This window comes from Faecalibacterium sp. I2-3-92, from assembly GCF_023347315.1.
GTDB classification, from domain to species: domain Bacteria; phylum Bacillota; class Clostridia; order Oscillospirales; family Ruminococcaceae; genus Faecalibacterium; species Faecalibacterium duncaniae.
This window is the reverse complement of record NZ_CP094470.1, coordinates 2,494,796-2,511,388: the sequence shown is the minus strand read 5'-3', so window position 1 is coordinate 2,511,388 and position 16,593 is coordinate 2,494,796. Positions and strand designations below refer to the sequence as shown.

The following is a 16,593-nucleotide window of genomic DNA, read 5'->3' as shown; positions in this document are numbered from 1 at the left end:
CCTTTTACATTGCCATGCCGCCGTCCACACAGAGCACCTGCCCGGTGAGATAGCTGCTTTGTTCTGCGGCAAAAAACGCCACCGCGTTTGCCACGTCCTCCGGCTGGCCTGCGCGGCCTGCCGGGATGTCCTTTGCCATTTCGGTGCGGACAGCCTCCGGCAGGGCGGCGGTCATATCAGTTTCAATAAAGCCGGGCGCAACAGCGTTTACTGTCACATTGCGGCTGGCCAGCTCCCGGGCCAGGCTTTTGGTCAGGCCGATGAGCCCGGCCTTGCTGGCGGCGTAATTCGTCTGGCCTGCATTGCCCCGCAGGGCAACGACGCTGCTCAGATTGACGATCCGGCCCCAGCGCTGGCGCACCATCCGGCGGGCCGCTTCCTTGCAGCAGAGGAACGCACCCTTGAGGTTTGCGTCCAGCACAGCATCAAAGTCTGCTTCGGACATGCGCAGGATCAGGTTGTCCCGGGTGATGCCTGCATTGTTCACAAGGATATCCACCCGGCCAAAGGCGTTCACCGCCTCCTCAAAGAGCTTTTTGCAGCCCTCGGCGGTGGAAACATCGGCCTGCACGGCCACAGCCTGCGCACCCTCGGCCCTGCAGAGAGACACGGTCTCGGCGGCGGCCGCTTCGCCGTGGCAGTAGTTGACCACCACATGGCAGCCCTGACGGGCAAGCTGTACGCACACGGCCCGGCCGATTCCCCGGCTTCCGCCGGTCACAACGGCGGTACGGATGATGGTTTCTTCGTTCATTGTTCTTCCTTCCATGCGTTCAGAACGGTGTCCAGCTGCGCCGGGGTCTCCACCGACACACAAGTCACACCGGGCAGAGTCTTTTTCACAAAGCCAGAGAGCGCATTGCCGGGGCCGACCTCCAGAATGTGATCCACACCCAGCTCACCCAGACGGTGCAGGGTGTCCTCCATGTAGACACTGCTCTGCACCTGCCGGACCAGCAGGGCCGGGATGCTGTCGCTCTCGGCTTTTTCACGGCCCAGGCAGTTAAACAGCACCGGAACGCTCATTTCGCCAAAGGGTTCGGCGGCAAAGCGCTTTGCCAGGGCATCCCCGGCGGGAGCCATCAGACGGGTGTGGAACGGTCCGCTCACCTTGAGCGGGATGCACCGGCGGGCACCGGCCTGCTTTGCAAGCTCTGCAGCCTTGTCCACGGCGGCCTTTTCGCCGCCAATGACCAGCTGGCCCGGGCAATTGTAGTTGCAGATCTGCACACAGCCCAGCGCGGATGCCTGCTCACAGCATTCTGCAAGGGGGACCCGGTCGAGGTTCAGCACTGCGGTCATGCCGCAGTCGATGCCGCTGGCCGCGTCGGCCATGGCTTTGCCGCGATAGGCTGCCAGCTCAATGGCCTGCTTGGCGGTGAATACACCGGCGGCTTCCAGCGCGGAATATTCGCCCAGAGAGAGACCGGCCACATAAGCGGGCTTGACTCCCTGCTCGGCCAGAACGGCGGATACGCCGCAGGCAAAGGCCACCATGCAGGGCTGGGTGTATTCGGTCTGATTTAGAACGCCGTCCGGGTCGTCGAAGCAGACGCGGTGCAGATCAAACGGAAGGTCTGCAGCGTCGAATGCGGCACGGAAAGCGGAAGATGCTTCGTAAAATTCTTTGCCCATGCCGGGGTGCTGGGCACCCTGGCCGGCATACAAAACAGCAAGCTTCATCGGTTTTGCCTCCATTCGGTCACAAGTTCATCCATCAGCTCACGGACAGTGTACATCCGGTCCAGCCTGCCCACATTGGCCCCGCAGAAGAAGAGTCCTTCCTCCAGGTTGCCCTTGACCGCTTCGATCAGTGCATGGGTGATGCAGTAGGGCACCTTGGCGGGGTCGCAGGTCTTCAGGCAGCGGGCACAGTGCCGGGGCGGGAAGCGTCCGCCCTCCGCCATGGCCTGCACCAGCGGCGTGTTCAGCGCCCGGCCCGGCATCCCGACCGGGCTGTGGATGATGCGCACATCCTCAGAACCGGCGTTCAGCAGAACGTCCTTATACCCCTGGGATGCATCGCACTCGTAGGTGGTGATAAAGCGGGTGGCAAGCTGAACGCCTGCGGCACCCAGTCTGGTAAAGTGAGCCAGATCGGCCCCGGTGTACACGCCGCCCGCCACAAACACGGGGATGCTGTGGCCGAACTGCGCCTCATAGGGCTTTACCTCAGCCAGCACCTCCGGCAGGATCTCATCCAGCGTCTGGCAGCTTCCGGAGAACAGGTCCTGCTCCGCAAAGCCGAGATGACCGCCTGCCTTGCAGCCCTCAATGACCACAAAATCGGCGGTGCGGCCGAACTCCTTGGCCCAGCGGCGCAGGATGAGCTTTGCCGCCCGCCCGCTGGAAACGATGGGCGCGATGGCGACCTCCATCGTGTTCACAAGGCCGGGCAGCTCCAGCGGCAGACCAGCGCCGGACACCACAGCGTCCACGCCCGCTTCCACAGCGGTGCGGATGGCGGCGGCATAGTCCTGCGTGGCCACCATTGCATTGATGGCCACCATACCGGCACCGTTTGCGATCTGCTTTGCTTTCCGGATCTCAGCGGTCAGGGCGCGGTGGTTGGCGCTGGCCGGGTCACGGGCAAAGTCCGGCTCCCGGTAGCCTGCATCGGCGGTGGAGATACACCCCATGCCGCCGCAGGCCGCCACGGCACCGGCCAGCCCGCCCAGAGAAACGCCCACGCCCATGCCGCCCTGCAGGATGGGCACAGACAGGACTTTCTTTCCGAGCGTCAGCATTCCTCGCTCAGCGCGTGGATACGCTGCCTCCCGCCGTTCCACAGGTCATCCAGAATGTCCGCCACGGGGCGCACCTCGTGGAGCATTCCGGCCACCTGACCGGCCATCAGACTGCCGGTGGAGGTGTCGCCTTCAAACACGGCCCGGCGCAGACTGCCCAGGGTGTACTTTTCCAGCTCCATCTTATCGGCACCAGCCTTTTCCTGCCGGACATATTCACGGCTCATCCGGTTTTTCAGCACCCGGACCGGGGAACCGCCGATGCGTCCGGTCACGATGGTGTCGCTGTCCTTGGCATTGAGCAGGGCAACCTTGTAGTTTTCGTGGATGGGGCACTCCTCACTCACCAGCAGGCAGGTGCCCACCTGCACGCCGCAGGCACCCAGCGCCAGGGCTGCTGCCAGCTGACGGCCATCGGCAATGCCGCCCGCCGCAATGACGGGCAGATCCACTGCGTCCACCACCTGCGGCACCAGCGCCATGGTGGCCATCTCGCCCACATGGCCGCCGCTCTCGGTCCCTTCGGCGATCACGGCATCGATGCCCAGCTTCTCCAGATGCTTTGCCAGCACGGCGGCAGCCACCACGGGGATCACCTTGATGCCCGCCGCTTTCCACATGGGAACATATTTGCCCGGGTTGCCTGCGCCGGTGGTAACCACCTGCACGCCTTCTTCCACAACGATCTGGGCAAACTCATCTGCCTGCGGGTGCATCAGCATGATATTCACGCCAAAGGGCTTGTCAGTGAGCTGTTTGCACCGGCGGATATTTTCGCGCAGGGTGTCGGCATTCATGCCGCCCGCACCGATGATGCCCAGTGCACCTGCATTGGAGCAGGCGGCGGCAAACTCACCGGTGGCAATGTTTGCCATGCCGCCCTGGATGATGGGGTATTTCGTTCCTAAGATCTCGTTTAAAAGTTTCATAGTTTTATCCTATCGGTAAGCGTCCTCGCCCTCTCAGTCTCGCTCTGCTCGACAGCTCTCCCAAGGGGAGAGCCCTTGGCAGTACGGTAAACTTTTCGGTTTTGCCAAAGGCTCCCACTTTGGGGGAGCTGTCACCGAAGGTGACTGAGAGGGTGAGCCCGTTTGCCGAACATGATTTTTACTCTTTGTATTGAAAAATCGCGCCGCCCCAGGTCAGGCCGCCGCCAAAGCCGATGCAGGCCAGCGGTCTGCCCGGGGTCAACTGCCCGCTCTCGGCCAGCTCGTTGAGGGCGACCGGAATGCTGGCGGCGCTGGTGTTGCCGTGGCGATCCATGTTCTTATAAAATTTTGCCGGGTCGGCCTGCAGAGCCTTGATGCAGTGGTCGATGATGCGGCTGTTGGCCTGATGGCAGACCACCCACGACAGATCCTCGAGGGTCAGCCGGGTCTCGTCCAGCACCGTGTGCAGGCACTTGGGCAGGGCATCCACCGCAAAGCGGAACACCGCCTTGCCGTCCATGGTGATGGGGGCAGAGCCTTCCCGGCTCGGCCCGCCCGCATGGAGGACATCACTGCCGCGTGCCCCCAGCGTCAACGCAAAGGGGGTATCTGCCAGCTGGAAAATGGCAGCTCCGGCCCCGTCGCCGAACAGCACGCAGGTGGAGCGGTCGGTGGGGTCCATCAGGCGGGAAAGCGCTTCGCACCCGATGACGAGGGCATACTGCCCGCCCAGAGTCGTCAGCATTCCCCGCGCCACGGCCATGCCATAGAGAAAACCGGAACAGGCCGCGTTGATGTCCAGCGCGGGCCGGTTTTCGGGCAGGCCCAGCGCCGCCTGTACCTGACAGGCCACGCTGGGGGTGGCATCCGGGGCAGAAAGGGTCGCGCAGACACAGCAGGCAATGTCCGCCGGGGCAAGGCCGCTGCGGTCAAGGGCCTGCCGCGCGGCCGCAATGGCCAGCGTGGCGGCAGATTCGTCCTCGGTGCACCAGTGCCGGGTGCGGATGCCGGTGCGGCTGGTGATCCATGCGTCACTGGTATCCACCATGCGGCTCAGCGCGTCATTGGTGATCGTCCGTCCGGGAAGTGCCCCGCCGGTGGCGATCAGCTGTAAACCATTCATGCGTTCCTCGTTTCTCCGATCTGGCGGTACTTTTTATAGCGCTGATCGGCCAGCTGCCGGTCGCTCATGCGGCACAATTCTTTCAGGTGGGCGCGCAGAGCGGCATCCATGCGCTCAAACAGGGCAGCGTGGCAGCGCTGGGCACCGCCCACCGGCTCCGGGATCACTTCTTCCACGATGCCGCCGCGGTACAGATCCTGCGCCGTCAGCTTCATCATCTCACAGGCCTCGCCGCTGCGGGAGGAGTCCTTCCACAGGATGCTGGCAAAGCCCTCGGGGCTCAGCACCGAGTAGACCGCGTTTTCCAGCATGAGGATGTGGTTGGCCACACCCAGTGCCAGCGCGCCGCCGGAGGAACCCTCGCCGGTGACCACGGCGATGACCGGCACCGTCAGACCGCTCATCTCCATCAGATTCCGGGCAATGGCCTCGCCCTGCCCCCGCTCCTCGGCATCCTTGCCGGGGTAAGCGCCCGGCGTGTCGATAAAGGTGATGATGGGACGGCCGAATTTTTCAGCCTGCTTCATCAGGCGCAGAGCCTTGCGGTAACCCTCCGGCCCCGGCATTCCAAAGTTGCAGGCCAGATTTTCCTCCAGTGTGGAGCCCTTGCGGTGGCCGATGACCGTCACCGGCATCCCGTGGAAACGGGCCACGCCGCCCAGAATGGCCGCGTCCTCCTTGCACTGCCGGTCGCCGCGCTGCTCAAAGAAATCCGTGAACAGGGCAGAGATCGTCTCGTCGATGTGCGGACGCTCCGGGTGACGGGCCAGAAAGACCCGATCCTCGGCAGTCAGCGGGCCGCAGGAGCGCAGGATCTCATCCTCTTCCACCGCCAGCTCTGCCAGTTCGGACGCATGGGCGGTAATGGCCTCCATGTCACTGCCGCTGCCCTTCAGCGCGGCGATCTGTGCGTCCAGCGGGGCCAGCTGCTCCAAAATATCTTTTATCATTCGTGTTTCCCTCCGGCATGAAGCTGCAGGACCTGGATCAGCGTATCCCGCAGCTGACTGCGGGGCACCACCTGATCCACAAAGCCGTGTTCCATCTGGAATTCGCTGCGCTGGAACCCGGCGGGCAGCTTTTCACCGATGGTCTGCTCAATGACACGGGGGCCGGCAAAGCCGATGAGTGCCCCCGGTTCGGCCAGCATGATATCGCCCAGGCTTGCAAAGCTGGCGGTCACGCCGCCTGTGGTGGGGTGTGTCAGCACGCTGACGTACAGCCCGCCCTTTGCCGAAAAGCGCTGGATGGCGGCGCTGGTCTTGGCCATCTGCATCAGGCTGAAAATGCCCTCCTGCATCCGCGCGCCGCCGCTGGCCGAAAAGATGACCAGAGGCAGGCGCTTGGCGGTGGCGTACTCCACGGCGCGGGTGATCTTCTCGCCTACAGCCGTGCTCATGCTGCCCATAAAGAACCGGCTGTCCAGCACGGCTGCCACACAGGCCACGCCGCCAATGCGGCCGACGGCGGTGACAGCAGCTTCGTGCAGGCCTGTCTTGTTCTGGGCGGCGGCAAGTTTTTCCCCGTATCCGGGGAAGTTCAGCACATCCTGCGGATCAAGGTCAGCGTCCAGTTCCCGGAAGCTGCCGTGATCCAGCACCAGACTGAGCCGGTAATACCCGCCAATGGGCATGTGATAGCCGCAGTTGGGGCAGACATACAGGCTTCTGGCCCACAGGGTGCGGGCAGCGCGGCGGCCGCACTGCTTGCACTCCACAAACTGCGGCTCGTGCCAGACAGCTCCGGCATCCCGCTTGGCCTTCAGCTGGAAAGTGCGCTCCCGCATCCGGTTGGGGAGCAGATCTCGGATATCATTCATCGCATGTTTCCTCAGATATGTGCGGTGATGTAGTTGTAGATGTCACCCACGGTCTTGAGCTTTGCCAGCTCCTCGTCCGGGATGGACACACCGCAGGCATCCTCCAGCGCCATGTTCAGCTCCACGGCATCCAGGCTGTCGGCCTCCAGATCCTCGGTCAGGCTGGCCTCCATGGTCACCTTGTCCTCCTCGCAGTTCAGGGTGTCAACAACGATCTTCTTCATTTCTTCAAACGTCATGGTAATATTCTCCTTTGATTTGTTTGTATTTTTATTATCTAAAAAGTTTGAGGTTTCTTGCGAACACGACCATTATATCTGAATCGTCGGATAAGTCAAGAATAATAGCTAAAATATTTTATCTTTTACAATTCTGACACACTTTTCTCCACAGGGGCAGTTCCTCTTTTCCATTGCCCTTTTTCCCCAAACGTGCTAATATGGGTTCAGCACTCAGACAAGAAGGAACGAAAGGATGAATCCCATGAAATTCAGCGAAATGAGTTATACCCGCCCGGACATTGATGCCCTGCTGGGCCAGTGCAAGGCGCTGGCCGCCAAGGCCGCCGGGGCAGCCAGCGGCGCGGAGCTGGTGAATGTTTACTACGAGCAGAGCCGCGCCTTTGCCGATTACAGCACCGCCGCACAGCTGGCAAGCATCCACTACACCTGCGACACCCGTGACGCTTATTGGAAGGCCGAGCAGGACTTCTTTGATGCCAACGGTCCCGCCGTGGAAAACGCACGGGTGGAGATCAGCCGGGCATTTCTGGCCAACGCCCATGTGGATGCGCTGACCGAAGCCTTTGGCACCACCTGCGTGGCCGGTATGAAGAATGCCGTGCTGGGCATGGATGACCGCACCGTGGAGCTGCAGAAGGAGTACAATGCCCTTGTCAGCCAGTACCAGCAGGTGTACGGCGGCGCGCTGGTCGAGTTTGACGGCAAGCAGCTGACCATTCCCCAGCTGGGCCCCTATAAGGAGAACCTGGACCCTGCCGTCCGCCGCGCCGCCTACGAGGCCGAGGCAGCGTATTTTGATGCCCACCGTGACGAGCTGGACGGCCTGTACACCAAAATCGTCAAGAACCTGAACGCACAGGCGCAGATCCTGGGCTACCACGATTACAGCGAACTTTCCTATGTACGGATGAACCGCATCGGCTACGGCCCTGCCGAGATCCGGAAGTTCCGCGACCAAGTGGCCAGCGATGTGGTGCCCGAGCTGAAAAAGGTGATCGAGCTGCGCTGCAAGCGCACTGGCATCTCCCACCTGACCTTCTCCGACCTGCCTGTGGCGTTTCAGGACGGCAACCCCTCTCCCATCCCCGGCTACGATGCCCGGATGGCCGCCGCCCGCACCATGTACCACGAGCTGAGCCCTGAGACCGCAGAATTCATTGACTTCATGCAGGACAATGAGCTGTTCGACGTGGAGAGCCGCCCCGGCAAGATGTCCGGCGGCTATATGACCAGCCTGCCCACCTACAAGGCCCCCTTTATCTTTGCCAACTGGAACAACACCTCTGCCGACGTGGACGTGCTGACCCACGAGTGCGGCCACGCCTTTGAGGGCTATGTGGCCGAGCGTGACCCCAAGGTCCCCGCAGACCTCGAGTGCCCCGGCATGGAGAGCGCCGAGATCCATTCCATGGCCATGGAGTTCCTGACGGCTCCCTGGCACCATCTGCTCTTTGGCAAGGACACTGAGAAATACGCCCTGCTCCACGCCGAGGACAGCTTCCTCTTCCTGGCCTATGGCTGCATCGTGGACGAGTTCCAGCACAGGATGTACCAGAACCCCGACCTCACCCCGGACGAGCGCAACGCCGTCTGGCTGGAACTGGAGCACAAGTACCGCCCCTGGATCGATTTCGACAACCTGCCCTTCTATGGCCGCGGTGCCGGCTGGCAGCGCCAGCTCCACATCTATGAGTGCCCCTTCTACTATATTGATTACTGCCTGTCCACCATGGCTGCGCTGCAGTTCTTCCTGCTGAGCCTCAAGGACCACAAGGATGCCTGGGAGCGCTACCTCAAGCTGGTGCGCCGTGCCGGTCTGGCCAGCTACACAGAGCTGATGCAGACCGCCGGGCTGAAGGTTCCCTTTGAGGATGGCTCGATCAAGGCCATCGCCCAGCAGATGGGCCAGTGGATCGCAGAGCATCAGGTGTAAGCCCCTTGGGCCTACGGAGATTTTTTCTTGCAAAATCCGCTCTTTTCTATGAAAAAGCACAGCGCCCCCGTTCACTGTAAGATCGCAGTGAGCGGGGGCGCTTTCTTGTGAATAGGAGGTGGATTTTATCGCAAATACAGACTATGGGAATATACGGAGCGGCACAAACTCCATAACTGGAAAGAAAAAATTCCATAAAACGCCAAAAAGCCCTCGGATAAGTCATACCTATACAAGAAAGTTTGAACTTTTCGTGAATTTTCTGTGTTTCGACCATGGACAGGTGGGAACAGTTCTGCTACAATGAGAGCTGTTCTTTCCGCCGGTTCCCACGCGGCGGTTTTTATTTTTACTATAACACAGGAGGAACTTTCATGTTAGAAAAGATCTTTCACCTGAAAGAAAACCACACCGATGTCAAGACCGAACTCATGGCGGGTGTCACTACCTTTATGACGATGGCCTACATCCTTGCGGTCAACCCCAGCATCCTGTCCGCTTCGGGCATGGATGCCAATGCGGTCCTGATCGCCACCTCGCTGGCATCGTTCGTTGGCACTGCCCTGATGGCTCTGCTGGCCAACTATCCGTTCGCTCTGGCTCCCGGCATGGGCCTGAACGCCTACTTCTCCTACACGGTCGTCCTGACCATGGGTTACAGCTGGCAGCTGGCCCTGATGGCCGTTTTTGTGGAGGGCATCATCTTCATTGTGCTGAGCCTGACCAATGTGCGTGAGGCCATCTTCAACGCCATCCCCATGACCCTGAAGAGCGCTGTCAGCGTGGGCATCGGTCTGTTCGTTGCATTCGTCGGCCTGCAGAACGCAAAGCTGATCGTGAACAGCGATTCCACCCTTGTCACCTATCAGCACTTCAAGGGCGAGACCTTCCACAGCATCGGCGTGGGTGCGATCCTCGCGCTGGTGGGCGTGCTCATCACCGCCATCCTGCTGGTCAAGAAGGTCAAGGGTGGCATCCTGTACGGCATCCTCATCACCTGGGTGCTGGGCATCCTCTGCGAGCTGACCGGCATCTACATCCCCAACCCCGATGCCGACATGTACAGCGTCATCCCCACCAGCTTCATCAGCTTCGATTTCTCTGCTCTGGGCAAGACCTTTGGTCAGGTGTTCAAGACCGATTTCTCCGGCGTGGGCATCCTGAACTTCTTCGCCGTGATGTTCTCCTTCCTCTTCGTTGACCTGTTTGATACCCTGGGCACCCTGATCGGTGTTGCTTCCAAGGCCGACATGCTGGATGAGGAGGGCAAGCTGCCCAACATCAAGGGCGCGCTGATGGCCGACTCCATCGCCACCTGCGCCGGTGCCGTGCTGGGTACCTCCACCACCACCACCTTCGTCGAGAGCGCTTCCGGCGTGACCGAGGGCGGCCGCACCGGCCTGACCTCCATGACCACCGGTGTGCTGTTCTTGCTGGCCGTGGTGTTCAGCCCCCTGTTCCTGACCATCCCCAGCTTTGCGACCGCTCCGGCCCTGATCATCGTTGGCTTCTACATGATGGGTTCTGCCCTGAAGATCGAGTTCGACGATCCTGCTGAGGGCATCCCCGCATTCCTGACCATCCTGGCAATGCCCACCGCATACAGCATCTCTGAGGGCATCGCCATCGGTGTCATCTCCTGGACCCTGCTGAATGTCATCACCGGCAAGGCCAAGGAGAAGAAGATCAGCCCCCTGATGTATGTGCTGACCGTTCTGTTCATCCTGAAATACGTCCTGCTGTAACAGGCATTTGTAGCAAACAGAAAGCCCCGGCTCCGGCCGGGGCTTTCGTGCGTTTATTGGTTCCTGTGCGGGTGGGGCGGGCAGGGTTCAGCCGCCGAACAACCCGAAAAAGCTGGTGTGTGTCATGCCCAGCACCAGAAACAGAAGAATGAGGGCAAACAGCACCCCAATGATGATGTCCATCTGGTGGACCGTGAGGGGAAATTTATCGTAGAGCTTTTCCTTGGGGTTGACGAAATTCGGGTCGTTGTTGTCCAGCAGAGTCTTTTTTCTCTCAGCGCTCTGGGCTTTGGCGGCGGCAAGTTCTGCCTGCTCCTTTTCCAGCTGGGCCTCCCGCTGGGCAAGCAGTGCCTCACGGCGGGCCAGCTCTTCCTCCCGCTGGGCCTGGTTCATTTCTGCCATGGTGGTATCCTCCGGCGTTTTTTCTACCAGTATACCATAGAATTGTGACAGAAAAAACTCCTCCCGCAAAAAGCGGCCTTATTCCGCCAGCAGATCCTCCACCACATCCATCAGCTGAGACGGATCGAGCTGGTACGCGGTACAGCGCGCGGCCAGGCGAAGGACCCGCACCGGGTCAACGGAGACATCTGAGATGAACCGCAGTTTTCGGTGTCGTCCGTGAGATGTAGAACACGCGGCGATGCCAAAGGATGTATACACACCACACGCGGGATGATAAAGTCGTTCCATAACACAATGATACCAAAACACACCAATCACCTCTCTATCAAAATTGTCGCGCCGCTTTGAAACGGCTGCATGAATGCAGGTTCGCTGCCCGCAAAATGTTCTGACAAAATTTATATACCATCTCTTGGCTTCAAAATAAACAGCCAAAATTTCAAAATTTGGCGGCGTGTTTTGCATGTCCGGTGAAACCGGTGGTGCAGTAAAAAGACGAACTGGAAAGCAGGAACGAACAATTTTACGGAATATCGTAGAAAATTTAGAAAAAATCAACTTCGTGCAGCAACAGAGGAAAGAATGCTCCGCGGAAAATCGAAAGCACAAAAAGAAAAATCTTTGCCGCAGCTTAACCACTTTTTGACAGAAAAAGTTGCGAAATCAGCCGTAAGATCGAGCTTTCTGGTATATCACTTGTTCGCTGTGCGGATAAGGCGGCCTCTTCTGCTTTGCCTGCGGATCGCCTGTCGCAGACACCGGCACTGCCCTTGTCTGAAATGCTTTCACTCCGGAGGCAAACCAGATGAAAAATCAGACGGGCCGCGTCACTTGACTTTCCCCTTGCGGGGGAGTATACTCCGGGGCAGTGAAATATTCGGCTATGACGAGAAAGAGTACCCGGAAAGAATGCTGCAGAGAGCTGCCGGATGGTGCAAGGCAGTGCAGGGTGTCCGTGGGAAGATCCTCTCCGAGCTTTCCGGCTGAATGGGCGGCATCTGCGCCCCAGTAAGCGGGAACGGCAGGCCCCCGTTATCACGGGCCGCGCATTGTTGGATGCGCACTGAGGGGCCGGGCTTTGCACCGGCAATAAGAGTGGTACCGCAGAGGATTTACGCCTTTGTCTCTTACGAACCGTAAGGGATAAAGGCGTTTTTGTTTGCGGGAAAGCCATTTTCCGGATGTTTCATTGCCTTTGCATCCGCAAAAATAAGTGTTCTGGAAAAAGGAGATTTTAACATGAAAACACTGGAAAAAGTAAGCGACTTTGTAGGCAAGTACATGGCCGCCATCGTCATTGTGGTGGCAGCACTGGCCCTGTTCTTCCCCGGCACCTTCAGCGTGGTAAAGACCGCATGGGTCAACACCCTGCTGGGCATCGTTATGTTCGGCATGGGTCTTACCCTGAAGCCGGAGGATTTCAAGGTGGTGTTCAGCCGCCCGAAGGACGTGATCATCGGCTGCATTGCACAGTTCACCCTGATGCCCTTCCTTGCATGGGCGCTGACGCAGGTGTTCCATCTGCCCACTGAGCTGGCCATCGGTGTCATCCTTGTGGGCACCTGCCCCGGCGGCACCTCCTCTAACGTGATGACCTATCTGTCCAAGGGCGACGTTGCACTGTCCGTTGGCATGACTGCTGTTTCCACCGTGCTGGCTCCGTTCCTCACCCCGCTGCTCACTCTGCTGTATGCCGGTCAGCGCGTGGAGGTGAACCCCGTGAATATGTTCCTGTCCATCGTCAAGGTGGTGCTGGTTCCCATCGCACTGGGCTTTGTGGTCAACCACTTCTTCCAAGCCTTCACCCAGAATGCCGTCCGTGTGCTGCCGCTGATCTCCACCACTGCCATCGTGCTCATCATCTGCGCTGTTGTGTCCGCAAACTCCGCTAAGATCATGACCAGCGGCCTGCTGATCCTGGCCGTGGTCATCCTGCACAACCTGCTGGGCTACCTCACCGGCTTTGGCGTGGGCAAGCTGCTGAAGCTGGATTCTACCAAGTGCCGTGCAATTTCCATCGAGGTCGGTATGCAGAACTCCGGTCTGGCCACTTCTCTGGCCGCTGCCCACTTTGCACAGTATCCGCTGGCAACCATCCCCGGTGCTGTGTTCTCTGTGTGGCATAACATTTCCGGTGCTGTCCTTGCCAACTTCTTTGCCCGCACTGCAGAGAAGAAGGACTGATGGTTCATAAGAACCTCGAACGCTTGGAAACCCCAGTATAACTTTCAATCTACTGAACTTATAATATAGCAAAGGCAGGGTACCACCATCATGGTGATATCCTGCCTTTGTTCATTTACCGTTCGGTTGCTGCGGTAAACTTCAATAAACAAAAACGTACCCGAACCCTTTTCCTAAAAGCGTGAAAGCAAGAATCGTCCCGTGGCCACAAATTTTCAATTCTTGAAAATTCTTGCCCCTTTGGGACAGCTTCTTGTTGGGCGTGCCTGCCCCAAACCCTACTTCATAATATCGATCATGACCGATCAACGACTGATTTATAGTAATTGCCAAAGTCTGCAAGTGCATTGACGATTGGTAACATTTCCGTTCCGAGATCGGTCAACCCATATTCTACTTTGGGAGGATTCTCGTGATAATCACGGCGGTAGGCAAGCCCATCATCAATCATCTGTCTTAAGCTCTCGGTCAAAACTTTCTGCGAGATCCCGTCGATGCTTCTTTGCAACTCATTGAATCTCCATGGACGCTCTTTCAGATTGCGCAGAAGCAAGAGTTTCCATTTTCCGCCAATCAGGGATACTGCTGTTGCAACCGGACATTCCGGCAGTTCTTCTTTTGTACGCATATCAGTCACCTCTGTATATAGTATATCACATTCATTTTTGAGTGTACAGTTACAAAAAAGTGCGTACTTGTTTTTGAATGTGCGAGCTTCTATACTTAGCTCAGGCAATGAAAGATTGCGAATCAAAATGGAGGTGCTTACAATGGCAAGCTACACAAAAATGACAGTTGGAAAGGAAAATCGGACGGAGCTTCATGAAAAGCTCGCCCTGACTGGTGCGGAAATCAGCCTGAATACGCTTCCTGCGGGAGCAAATGTTCCGTTTGTCCACTCCCACAAGGCAAATGAGGAAATCTACGGTGTTCTTTCCGGCAAAGGCAAGGTCGTTATCGATGGCGAAGAAATCAGCCTTGCAGCAGGCGACTGGCTGAAGATTTCTCCCGTGGCAAAGCGTCAGTTCTTTGCTGCAAGCAATTCTGAAATCACTTATATTTGTATTCAGGTCAAGGAGAATTCTCTCGAAGGCTATACTGCAACGGATGCTGTGATCTACTGATAAAACATATCAAAACAAAAGGCAGGGTACCACCATCATGGTGATACCCTGCCTTTGCTCATTTACCGTTCGGTTGCTGCGGTAAACTTCAATAAACAAAAAAGTACCCGAACCCTTTTCCTAAAAGCGTGAAAGCAAGAACCGCCCCATGGGCAGTTCCCCGATGCGATGAGGATGTGCGGCGAACTTATTCGTTCCAATGTTCAAGTTCTTCAGCGGGGTATGCTTTTGTCCAATGATAGGGCTGCAATTCTTTCAGCTGTACGAATTTGATTTTTTCTTCTTCTGTGGTAACTGCTACCTGCACATCTTCACCCCAGTATCTTAATCTCTCCTGGCAAATACCGCACGGAGACAATATCTGATAGGGGGATTTCTCATCTTTACGGACAAGACACATGCAATGCGTTACCTTTTCATTGAATTTATGTGCTTCAAGCATTGCACCTGTCTCGATGCACAAAACAGCAGATGCGTTAGCAGTCTCAATGCTGACACTTGTGTAATAATTTCCATTCGATGTATGCACGACACCAGCACCACCCCAACCGACAGGATACCGTGTTTCAATCAGTTCTACCGCCCGGCGGTACATTTCGTTTTCGATTTCATAGTTTCTCATATAAATCTCCATGCCAACTTCTGAATTGTTGAGCTGAGTATACCATACTCTATGAAGAATAGCAAAAGGCAGGATACCACCGTAATGATGATACTCTGCCTTTGCTATTGTACGACCGCTCGGACTTGCGCTGGCGGGGCCGCCCTATTCGAGTCCTGTACCGTCCTGCTCTGACGTGAGACAGTGGCAGACGCAACAAAAAAGCCTCTAACTTTCGTTAGAGGCTTTCGTTTGGTGGAGCGAAGCAACCTAAATCCGAACCATTGCCCTCTGGGGCATCTTTCGCGGCGATCTCATCGAAAGTGATGGTTTTTGTGCCGTCTTTGTAGTTGAATGTAATCAAAACTTTTTCATCATAGAGATAAACAGCATTCACGAATGTATTGATAAGCGTTTCCCGGTGGCTTTTCACGTTCGGGTCGAGCTTGCGGAACCGGGTCAGCCAGAAACGAACCTGATTTTCGCTTAACCGTGGCCGAGCGATTTTTTCTTCGGCAATCCGAACTTCAAGCTCTTTCTGCTGGGCTTCCAGCTTTTCCAAACGTAATTTGGTGGAGTTGGTCAGCACACCCGCCTGGATAGCGTTCAGCATATTCTCAATGCCGTTCTCCACCTCGCGCATCTGCTTTTCCAGCAAAGGAAGCGTGGTGTTTTCCTGATCCTGCAACTCCATGACTTCTGCAACGATGGCATCAATCACGGCATCGTCCTGAATCAGCTTCATGGTTTCAGCTATGACCAAATCTTCCAGCCACTCTTTACGGACGGTCTTTTTCTTGCAGGTCTTGAAACGCTTCGCGGTGGCGCACTTATAATAATGATGAACGACCTTGTTTCTACCCGTACCGCACTCGCCGAACATCATCGCGCCGCACATTCCACAGAACAGCTTGGTGGTGAGCAGATAATCATCCTCGGCCTTGTGGCGGGCAGGAGCACGGCTGTTCTTCTTGATTTTTTGCTGCACTTCTTCAAACAAGTCCTTGTCCACGATGGCCGGGATGCTGTCGGGCATTACGATGTCCTTGAAGTGGTTTTCTCCGATGTACCGTTTGTTCGTCAGCAACTTCTGAACACTGTTATAGGTGAACTTCTGGTTGCGGTTGGTAGTCACACCGCTGTCGTTCAGCCAGTTCATCAGCTCCTTCATGGTCGCGCCATCGTTGTACCGCTGAAAGGCTTCCACCACAAAGGGGGCTTTCAGCGGGTCAATTTGAAAGAACTTTTCCTCGTCCACCTTGAAGCCAATGGGAATCGTGCCGCCGTTGTACTTGCCCTTCAGAACATTCTCGGTCATGCCACGCACGACCTTTTCAGAAAGTTCTGCGGAATAGTATTCAGCCATGCCGGTGAGCATACTCTTGACCATGATACCCGCAGGGCTGTCAGAGATAGGCTCCGTGGCAGATACCAGCTTGACATGATTTCGTTCCAACTGATACTCATAGTGGGCCGAATCATAGCGGTTTCGGGCAAATCGGTCAAGTTTCCAGACCAGCACAATGTCAAACAGCCGCTTTTCGCTGTCCTTGATCATCTGCTGGAAATCCGGGCGGTTGTCGGTTTTTGCGGAAAGGGCGCGGTCAATGTAGTGTTTGACCACGGTGATGCCGTTCTTTTCGGCATAAGCCGTACATTCACGAATCTGTCCTTCGATGGATTCTTCACGCTGGTTGTCCGACGAATAGCGGGCGTAGATCACGGCGGTCATGCAAACACC

The 16,593-nt window shown here is 57.2% G+C and carries 17 protein-coding genes and 1 other annotated feature; of the genes, 4 read left to right on the top strand and 13 right to left on the bottom strand.

All coding sequences use genetic code 11. The annotated features are described in order from the left end of the window. Positions 1-4 precede the first annotated feature (4 nt). From fabG to acpP, 8 genes are all read right to left on the bottom strand, one after another. The gene (gene fabG, locus MTP42_RS12210) at positions 5-754 is read right to left on the bottom strand and encodes a 3-oxoacyl-[acyl-carrier-protein] reductase (protein WP_249257441.1); all 750 of its coding nucleotides are present in this window, start codon (positions 752-754) and stop codon (positions 5-7) included. Then, positions 751-1,683 (bottom strand): ACP S-malonyltransferase, encoded by a 933-nt coding sequence (locus MTP42_RS12205; protein WP_097771629.1) that lies wholly within the window; start codon positions 1,681-1,683, stop codon positions 751-753. Before MTP42_RS12205 ends, fabG begins: the two co-directional genes overlap by 4 nt. After that, positions 1,680-2,747, bottom strand: a complete 1,068-nt coding sequence (locus MTP42_RS12200) for an NAD(P)H-dependent flavin oxidoreductase (RefSeq protein WP_249257440.1) — start codon at positions 2,745-2,747, stop codon at positions 1,680-1,682. Before MTP42_RS12200 ends, MTP42_RS12205 begins: the two co-directional genes overlap by 4 nt. Further along, positions 2,741-3,676 (bottom strand): DUF561 domain-containing protein, encoded by a 936-nt coding sequence (locus MTP42_RS12195; protein ID WP_249257439.1) that lies wholly within the window; start codon positions 3,674-3,676, stop codon positions 2,741-2,743. The genes MTP42_RS12200 and MTP42_RS12195 overlap by 7 nt, the downstream gene beginning before the upstream one ends. A gap of 178 nt (positions 3,677-3,854) precedes the next feature. Next, positions 3,855-4,799, bottom strand: a complete 945-nt coding sequence (locus tag MTP42_RS12190) for a beta-ketoacyl-ACP synthase 3 (protein WP_249257438.1) — start codon at positions 4,797-4,799, stop codon at positions 3,855-3,857. Continuing rightward, a complete protein-coding gene (locus MTP42_RS12185) occupies positions 4,796-5,749 on the bottom strand; it encodes an acetyl-CoA carboxylase carboxyltransferase subunit alpha (protein ID WP_005935299.1) in 954 nt (317 codons plus the stop codon). The genes MTP42_RS12190 and MTP42_RS12185 overlap by 4 nt, the downstream gene beginning before the upstream one ends. Continuing rightward, complete coding sequence (gene accD / locus MTP42_RS12180; RefSeq protein ID WP_005935297.1) at positions 5,746-6,618, bottom strand: acetyl-CoA carboxylase, carboxyltransferase subunit beta; 873 nt, start codon at positions 6,616-6,618, stop codon at positions 5,746-5,748. Before accD ends, MTP42_RS12185 begins: the two co-directional genes overlap by 4 nt. Positions 6,619-6,629: 11 nt before the next feature. Next, positions 6,630-6,857 carry an acyl carrier protein gene (gene acpP / locus MTP42_RS12175; RefSeq protein ID WP_005935295.1) on the bottom strand — a complete coding sequence of 76 codons (228 nt, stop codon included), beginning with the start codon at positions 6,855-6,857 and terminating at the stop codon, positions 6,630-6,632. 244 nt (positions 6,858-7,101) lie between these two features. Between acpP and MTP42_RS12170 the strand changes: the two genes are divergently transcribed. After that, positions 7,102-8,793 carry a M3 family oligoendopeptidase gene (locus tag MTP42_RS12170; RefSeq protein ID WP_249257437.1) on the top strand — a complete coding sequence of 564 codons (1,692 nt, stop codon included), beginning with the start codon at positions 7,102-7,104 and terminating at the stop codon, positions 8,791-8,793. A 374-nt stretch (positions 8,794-9,167) separates the two neighbouring features. After that, on the top strand, positions 9,168-10,538 hold the full coding sequence (locus MTP42_RS12165; protein WP_249257436.1) for an NCS2 family permease: 1,371 nt from the start codon (positions 9,168-9,170) through the stop codon (positions 10,536-10,538). 87 nt (positions 10,539-10,625) lie between these two features. On the opposite strand, the gene MTP42_RS12160 is transcribed toward MTP42_RS12165, so the two are convergent. Together MTP42_RS12160 and MTP42_RS12155 are read right to left on the bottom strand one after the other, a co-directional pair. Further along, positions 10,626-10,940: a hypothetical protein gene (locus MTP42_RS12160; protein WP_097773328.1), complete on the bottom strand. Its 315-nt coding sequence runs from the start codon at positions 10,938-10,940 to the stop codon at positions 10,626-10,628. Between the two features lie 78 nt (positions 10,941-11,018). Then, on the bottom strand, positions 11,019-11,501 hold the full coding sequence (locus MTP42_RS12155) for a DUF6514 family protein (RefSeq protein ID WP_249257435.1): 483 nt from the start codon (positions 11,499-11,501) through the stop codon (positions 11,019-11,021). A 316-nt stretch (positions 11,502-11,817) separates the two neighbouring features. Next, positions 11,818-12,074 (top strand) — a binding site (T-box leader). Positions 12,075-12,182: 108 nt separating this feature from the next. On the opposite strand from MTP42_RS12155, the gene MTP42_RS12150 reads away from it, so the two are divergent. Then, positions 12,183-13,127: a bile acid:sodium symporter family protein gene (locus tag MTP42_RS12150; protein WP_097773330.1), complete on the top strand. Its 945-nt coding sequence runs from the start codon at positions 12,183-12,185 to the stop codon at positions 13,125-13,127. A gap of 295 nt (positions 13,128-13,422) precedes the next feature. Here the strand turns inward: MTP42_RS12150 and MTP42_RS12145 are convergent, their stop codons facing one another. Further along, on the bottom strand, positions 13,423-13,755 hold the full coding sequence (locus MTP42_RS12145) for a winged helix-turn-helix transcriptional regulator (RefSeq protein ID WP_005943481.1): 333 nt from the start codon (positions 13,753-13,755) through the stop codon (positions 13,423-13,425). 142 nt (positions 13,756-13,897) lie between these two features. On the opposite strand from MTP42_RS12145, the gene MTP42_RS12140 reads away from it, so the two are divergent. After that, a complete protein-coding gene (locus MTP42_RS12140) occupies positions 13,898-14,251 on the top strand; it encodes a cupin domain-containing protein (RefSeq protein ID WP_080788749.1) in 354 nt (117 codons plus the stop codon). Between the two features lie 187 nt (positions 14,252-14,438). On the opposite strand, the gene MTP42_RS12135 is transcribed toward MTP42_RS12140, so the two are convergent. Both MTP42_RS12135 and MTP42_RS12130 read right to left on the bottom strand, forming a co-directional pair. Beyond that, positions 14,439-14,873, bottom strand: coding sequence for a cytidine deaminase (locus tag MTP42_RS12135; RefSeq protein ID WP_154276929.1), 435 nt, complete (start codon positions 14,871-14,873; stop codon positions 14,439-14,441). Positions 14,874-15,090: 217 nt separating this feature from the next. Continuing rightward, complete coding sequence (locus tag MTP42_RS12130) at positions 15,091-16,584, bottom strand: recombinase family protein (protein ID WP_249257434.1); 1,494 nt, start codon at positions 16,582-16,584, stop codon at positions 15,091-15,093. Positions 16,585-16,593: the final 9 nt, after the last annotated feature.